Source organism: Syntrophotalea sp., from assembly GCF_050253115.1.
Taxonomy (GTDB): Bacteria; Desulfobacterota; Desulfuromonadia; order Desulfuromonadales; family Syntrophotaleaceae; genus Syntrophotalea; species Syntrophotalea acetylenica.
On the sequence record NZ_JBFWJQ010000139.1, the window covers coordinates 1 to 5,809 of the forward strand.

The window sequence follows — 5,809 nt, forward strand, 5'->3', positions numbered from 1 at the left end:
CTGCGGCCCTTGGCTTCGATGCCTTCAAATGTCTTCTGTTGGTGGCCTTTGCGGTGTTTTTCTCTTCGGTCAGTACCTCATTCTTTCTCCCGATCTTTGGCACCATTGCAGTCTACTTGGTCGGCGGTTCGACCCAGCAGGCTTACGATTACGTGCTCTCACCCGCTGGCCAGTCGTTATCACCAGTGTCCCAAAAGCTGGCTGAAGTCCTGTATTATATATTGCCGAATCTTTCGGCCTTCGATCTGAAGGTCAATGCCATCTACGCTCTTCCACTCGATATCCATGCTCTGGGGCTGACAGCCGGTTACGGTATTCTGTATATGACCCTTGTGTTGGTTGCAGCCGCTGCTGTCTATTCTCGCCGGGAACTTGGGTAGGTCGGTCATGAAGCGCTACGTCGTCTCTGCCACCTGTGTGCTCGTTGTCTATCTGATCATCCTCGGTCCCTTTACCCGGGCCATGGAACAAAAGCCTTATGCTTTAAAGCTAGGCATTATTCCTCACCCCACTGTGCTCCAAGTGCTTTTCCCTGATTATCAAGAACTCCTTGGTGCAAACATTCTGGGTAGAATCGTCCTCTATTACGGGTCGTTGGGTGATGACGCCGCTGGCCCCAGAATGGTGCAACTCGCCGCCGACTACCCAGCCATGTCACGGGCTCTTCACGCAGCCTTGCGCCTTGACCCATATAATATGGATGGCTATTATTTCGGCCAGTCGATTTTGGTCTGGGATGTGGGGCAATACCGGTTGGCCACCGAGTTACTGGAATACGGCATGCAATATCGAACCTGGGATTGGCAGCTGCCTTTCTTTGCAGCGTTCAATAATGCCTATTTTCTTAAGGATCGTGCCGCAGCCGCCCCGTTGTATATGCGTGCCGGAGAATTATCTGGCTCGACCCTTTTCAAATCGCTGGCTGGTCGCTACCTGCAGGAGGCGGGTGAGACCGAGATGGCCCTCGACTACCTACAGGCTCTTGAGCAGGACGCCCGGACTCCTGCAGTCAAAGAGACCCTTCAGGTGAGAATCGCGGCCTTCAAAACGGTATTGGCTGTCGAACAAGCACGGGATCGCTTTGCCAAAAGGTATGGCTCGCTTCCCGCGAATATTGATGCTCTGGTAAGGACAGGTTATCTTAAAGCCTGGCCCGTCGACCCTTATGGTGGAGAGTTTTACTTTAATGAAATCGGGCAGGTTGTCACGACCAGCAAGTTTGCTTTTTCCGCGGATGGTCGGTCTGCCGCCGGTGGCCCCACTGTACCATCTTCCGACAAGTGAGCGATGAACATGGACAATGCACCAATAAATATTTCTCAACTTAAAAAAAGCTACCGGGGCAAGCGTGGCAAAAAAGTTGAGGCATTGCGCGACCTGACCCTTTCTATCAACCCTGGTGAGGTCTTCGGTTTTCTTGGACCGAACGGTGCTGGCAAGAGTACAACCATCAAGATCATGATGGGACTGTTCCGTCCGAGCGCCGGAGAAGCGCACATTTTCGGACTCTCTACGGGCGATCCCACGGCCCGTCGCAGGGTCGGTTTCCTGCCTGAAAACCCAGCTTTCTACGACTTTTTGACGGCAAGGGAATATCTCCGTTTTGTCGGCGAGGCCTTTACTATGCAGCCGGCGGACATCCGTAGGGAAAGTGATCGTGTGCTGGAGCTCCTTGACCTTACTGCTGCCGCTGGTCGACCGATCCGGGGGTACAGCAAGGGGATGGTTCAGCGTCTCGGCTTCGCTCAGACCCTTCTGCACGATCCTGACCTGTACATTCTCGATGAGCCGATGAGCGGACTCGACCCTATTGGACGGGCCTTGGTCAAGGAGATCATTCTCGATCTCAAGAAGCGCGGGAAAACGGTCTTTTTCAGTACCCACGTCACCGCCGATGCTGAGCGGGTTTGTGACCGTATCGGGGTGATCGTCAATGGGGTTTTGCAGGAAGAAAGAGTGGTCAGTGACCTGTTGCGCGAAGGGGTGGATGGTTACTTTTGCCGATTGCGCGGTGTCGCTTTGGCGTCCGTCAGTTCGTTCGGGGCGGTTGATTGTGGCGACGGCCTCGTCGAGGTTTTTGTACCCCGTGACCGATTCGATGCGTTCGCCGCGCAAATGCTGGCAACCGGCGGTTCCTTCGATCTGATCGAACCGCGTCGCCGTGACGTGGAAGATTATTTCCTTTCCCTGGTTCGTGATTCCAAGGGTTCTTCATGCGGTTGAAACTTTGGCATGGCTTGGTAATTACCAGTTTGTTGACGCTACTGGTTTATTATCCGTCCTTGCACGCAGATTACAATTCGGTCGATGATCTGAAAATGATCAACGGCATCGAAAATGCCGGACCTTTCGACTTGCAGAAGCATTTTTTCCCCGATTCGAAACGCTATTATTATCGACCGTTAAACAGTCTGACTTTTTATTTTGATCGGGATGTCTGGGGCACGCTGCCCTCGTTCATGCACCTGGGAAATATTCTGCTGCACCTTGGCTGCGCCCTGTTGGTCTATGCCATTACCCGCCGCTTGACCCGTCTGTTCGACCACTCCGAAGAAATCATTCCCCTCTTTGCTGCTTTGTTTTTTGCCTTGCACCCGTTGACGGCCGAATCGGTTTGCTGGATTTCCGGCCGCACCGATCCCTTGTCGGGATTGTTCATGTTGCTCGCGGTCTGGCTGACCCTTATCGGCTTGCAGTCTCGTAATATTCCGGCTTCTCTGGGCGCGGGTCTGGCATTGCTGTTGGCTTGTCTCGCCAAGGAGGTGGCGGTATTCATTTTGCCGGGGTTGCTCTGGATGGCGGCGGTTTATCCCGAAAAGGGGATTTCGTTTCCGGCTCGCTTGCGGCGCCGCTGGTTGTCTTTGTCCTCGCCGGTGCTGGCGATAATCGGCTATTTCTTTATCCGGCATTTGGCCATAGCTCGGGATACCGGGGTCAGTACGGCGCTTAAGGGCGTTGCCGCCGGCGATTACGATCTGTTGAACAAAATCCGCGTGGCGTTGAAGGTTTATGGCTTCTACTTCAAAAAACTGTTCATCCCTTGGCCGTTGAACTTCGGCATTATAGAAGTCTCCGGCTGGTATGTGTTGGCCGGGCTGCTGCTGGCGGGAGTACTTTTCTGGCTGGCTCTGCGGCGGCGGGTTCTGGAAGCTTTTGGCCTGATGGCTTTTTGTGTGCTTGCTCCGGCGGTTCTGGTTCCCTTCGGTAAAATGGCGTGGACCCCACTGGCCGAGCGTTATCTTTATACCCCGGTGGCGCTTTTCGCAACGATGGCGAGCATCTATCTATTTCGCGGCCTGGCTCGATTGAACCCCTTGTTACAACGGCGCGGCGGGCAAGCGTTGATGGTCCTGTTGCTGGTATTCTTCGCCTCGACCCTGCACCGTGCCTGGATCTGGCAGGACAACGAACGTCTGTACCGGGACACGGTGGCGAAGAGCCCGAATCTGCCGGCCGCGAAAGCGGAACTGGCGTCGGCTTTGCTGCGCAAGGGGAAGATGGAGGAATCGGAAGCGATTCTGGTTCAAATGCAGAAGGATAATCCGACGAGCGGGTATCTGGTCGACGATTTTAACCTGGCGCAACTATATGCGGCCCGTGGTGAGTATGCCCAAGCCCGTGATCTGCTGATTATCCATTTGGATAAGAAACACAAGAAATATCATGACCTACTGCTGGCGCTGGTCAAGATCAACGATGCCCGTCTGGGCACGGTTGCCGAGCAAGAAAAAGGGGAAATCCAACGGGAGTCCCTTGACTGGTTGCTTGAAGCCCAACGGGTGAGGCCGAACGCCTTTACTCGTTACCGGATCGGCAAATACCAACTGCAGTTGGGGGATGAAGAAGCTGCGCTCGAATCATTCCGGGCGGCTATGGAGAAAGCTCCAGCCGACGCCCATTACCTGCAAGCGGCCAAAACCTTTATCAAAAAACTGGAAGGGACATGAACCCCTGGGTTGTTCTCAAGCTGCTGCGACCCCACCAGTGGCTGAAAAACCTTCTTCTTTTCTTCCCGCCCTTTCTGGGGGGCAGTCTGTTTTTGCCGGGAGTCTGGCAAAAGGGGCTGGCCCCCTTTATTGCTTTTTGTCTCGCTTCCAGTGCCACCTATGTCTTTAACGATCTGCGCGACTGTGAAAGCGACCGAGTACACCCACGCAAACAGCATCGACCGTTGGCCAGCGGCGCGGTGTCTCCCACCCTTGCCGTCGGTTTGGCGGTGGGGATGCTCGCGGTTTCGCTGCTTTTGGGCTCAACCATATCTTTGCTGTTCGTTGGTTGGCTCTTGGCTTATCTTGGCCTGTCCTTTGCTTATTCATTCGCCCTGAAAGACCAGCCGGTTTTCGACATTTTCTGTATCGCCTCGGGTTTTGTCTTTCGCGTCTTCGCCGGTGGTGCCGCCTTCGATGTCAAGGTTTCAGACTGGCTTTTTCTCACGGTGTTGCTGTTGGCGATCTTTCTCAGCTGCGGCAAGCGTCTGAGCGAGAAGCAGTTACTCGGCGAGGCTTCCGCCGACCACCGCAAGGTGTTGAAAGGTTATCCCCCAGGGACGCTGGAAGGTTTCATGTACATTTCCGGCGCGGCGGTGCTGGTAACGTACACCCTCTACGTCATTACCAACCACCGTCTGGTTTATACTGTGCCCCTCTGCTGTTTCGGTCTGTTTCGTTACCTGCTCATCGTCAAACGCGGCGAAAGCGGCGACCCGACGGATTCGCTGTTGAAAGACCCGGTGATGTTTTTGGTCGGGGCAGCGTGGACGGTGATGGTGGGAGTGAGCTTGTATTTATGATTGAGCATAAGAGAGCCAGAACTTAACCTGGAATGACATGGATAACCTGAATGTTTGATAGAGTTTATAAATATAAAGACCTCCTTGCCGTCTTTGCTTGGCGTGAGTTTATCATCAGATATAAACAGACTTTCTTTGGTGTCTCTTGGGCATTATTCCAACCCTTGAGCATGATGCTGCTTTTTGTACTGGTTTTTGGTTATATTTTAAAAGTCGACTCCAAAGGAATTCCATATCCGCTTTTTTTCTTGTCTGGCCTACTTCCATGGACTCTATTTTCTAATTCAACTAATTATGCTATTCCATCGCTTACAAACCATTATTCATTGATAACAAAAATTTATTTTCCAAGAGAAATAATTCCTTTATCTGGAATTATTGTTTTTTTAGTCGATTTTATGATTTCATTTTTGTTGTATATCCTAATTGTAGTTATTTATGGATATGAGGTCACAAAAATATACTTCTGTTTAATTCCGATATTTTTCATTATGATTGTTTTTATAATATCTGTTGGATTGTGTCTTTCTTCTCTTAATGTGTATTATCGGGACGTTAAGTTGGCATCGTCTTTTATATTGCAGATTTTGTTCTTTGCTACTCCAGTTTTTTATACGGTGAATGATATTGACACAAAGTTAAAATTCATAATTTATCTTAACCCTTTGACTTTCGTGATAGAAAGTTTTCGAAACGTCACAATTAATGGTGTTCTGCCGAATTTATTCACGACTATAATAGTCTTTATCCTTGTTTTGTTGTTTTTCATTTTCTCATACAAGTTGTTTGTTCGGATGGAAAAGGCTTTTGCCGATGTTATCTGAATCTTATATCGAATTCAAAAATGTATGGAAGAAGTATTCAAAAAGACAGATTTTTCATCGATCTGTTCGGGAGGATTTCAAAAGTATTTTTGCAACCAAAGTCATAGATAAAGGACTTTCAGATGATGAATTCTGGGCACTTCGGGAGATTTCTTTTAAAGTAAGGGCTGGCGAGTGTATTGGCCTGTCTGGTGTA

The 5,809-nt window shown here is 50.7% G+C and carries 5 protein-coding genes and 2 pseudogenes; all 7 read left to right on the forward strand.

From position 1 onward, the window contains the following. A pseudogene (locus AB7E65_RS11635) lies at positions 1-380 on the forward strand (ABC transporter permease); the annotation flags it as partial. Between the two features lie 7 nt (positions 381-387). Continuing rightward, complete coding sequence (locus AB7E65_RS11640) at positions 388-1,284, forward strand: hypothetical protein (RefSeq protein ID WP_428745970.1); 897 nt, start codon at positions 388-390, stop codon at positions 1,282-1,284. 9 nt (positions 1,285-1,293) lie between these two features. Then, on the forward strand, positions 1,294-2,223 hold the full coding sequence (locus AB7E65_RS11645) for an ABC transporter ATP-binding protein (RefSeq protein WP_428745971.1): 930 nt from the start codon (positions 1,294-1,296) through the stop codon (positions 2,221-2,223). Continuing rightward, positions 2,214-3,947: a tetratricopeptide repeat protein gene (locus tag AB7E65_RS11650; RefSeq protein WP_428745972.1), complete on the forward strand. Its 1,734-nt coding sequence runs from the start codon at positions 2,214-2,216 to the stop codon at positions 3,945-3,947. Before AB7E65_RS11645 ends, AB7E65_RS11650 begins: the two co-directional genes overlap by 10 nt. Beyond that, a complete protein-coding gene (locus tag AB7E65_RS11655; protein WP_428745973.1) occupies positions 3,944-4,789 on the forward strand; it encodes a decaprenyl-phosphate phosphoribosyltransferase in 846 nt (281 codons plus the stop codon). Before AB7E65_RS11650 ends, AB7E65_RS11655 begins: the two co-directional genes overlap by 4 nt. A gap of 50 nt (positions 4,790-4,839) precedes the next feature. Beyond that, positions 4,840-5,613: an ABC transporter permease gene (locus tag AB7E65_RS11660; RefSeq protein ID WP_428745974.1), complete on the forward strand. Its 774-nt coding sequence runs from the start codon at positions 4,840-4,842 to the stop codon at positions 5,611-5,613. Then, a pseudogene (locus AB7E65_RS11665) lies at positions 5,603-5,809 on the forward strand (sugar ABC transporter ATP-binding protein); the annotation flags it as partial. The gene AB7E65_RS11660 and the pseudogene AB7E65_RS11665, both read left to right, overlap by 11 nt.

Bases quoted from the DNA above. Each gene is read 5' to 3' on its own strand.
- AB7E65_RS11645 (WP_428745971.1), top strand. From the start codon at position 1,294: ATGGACAATGCACCAATAAATATTTCTCAACTTAAAAAAAGCTACCGG.
- AB7E65_RS11655 (WP_428745973.1), top strand. From the start codon at position 3,944: ATGAACCCCTGGGTTGTTCTCAAGCTGCTGCGACCCCACCAGTGGCTG.
- AB7E65_RS11650 (WP_428745972.1), top strand. From the start codon at position 2,214: ATGCGGTTGAAACTTTGGCATGGCTTGGTAATTACCAGTTTGTTGACG.
- AB7E65_RS11660 (WP_428745974.1), top strand. From the start codon at position 4,840: ATGTTTGATAGAGTTTATAAATATAAAGACCTCCTTGCCGTCTTTGCT.
- AB7E65_RS11640 (WP_428745970.1), top strand. From the start codon at position 388: ATGAAGCGCTACGTCGTCTCTGCCACCTGTGTGCTCGTTGTCTATCTG.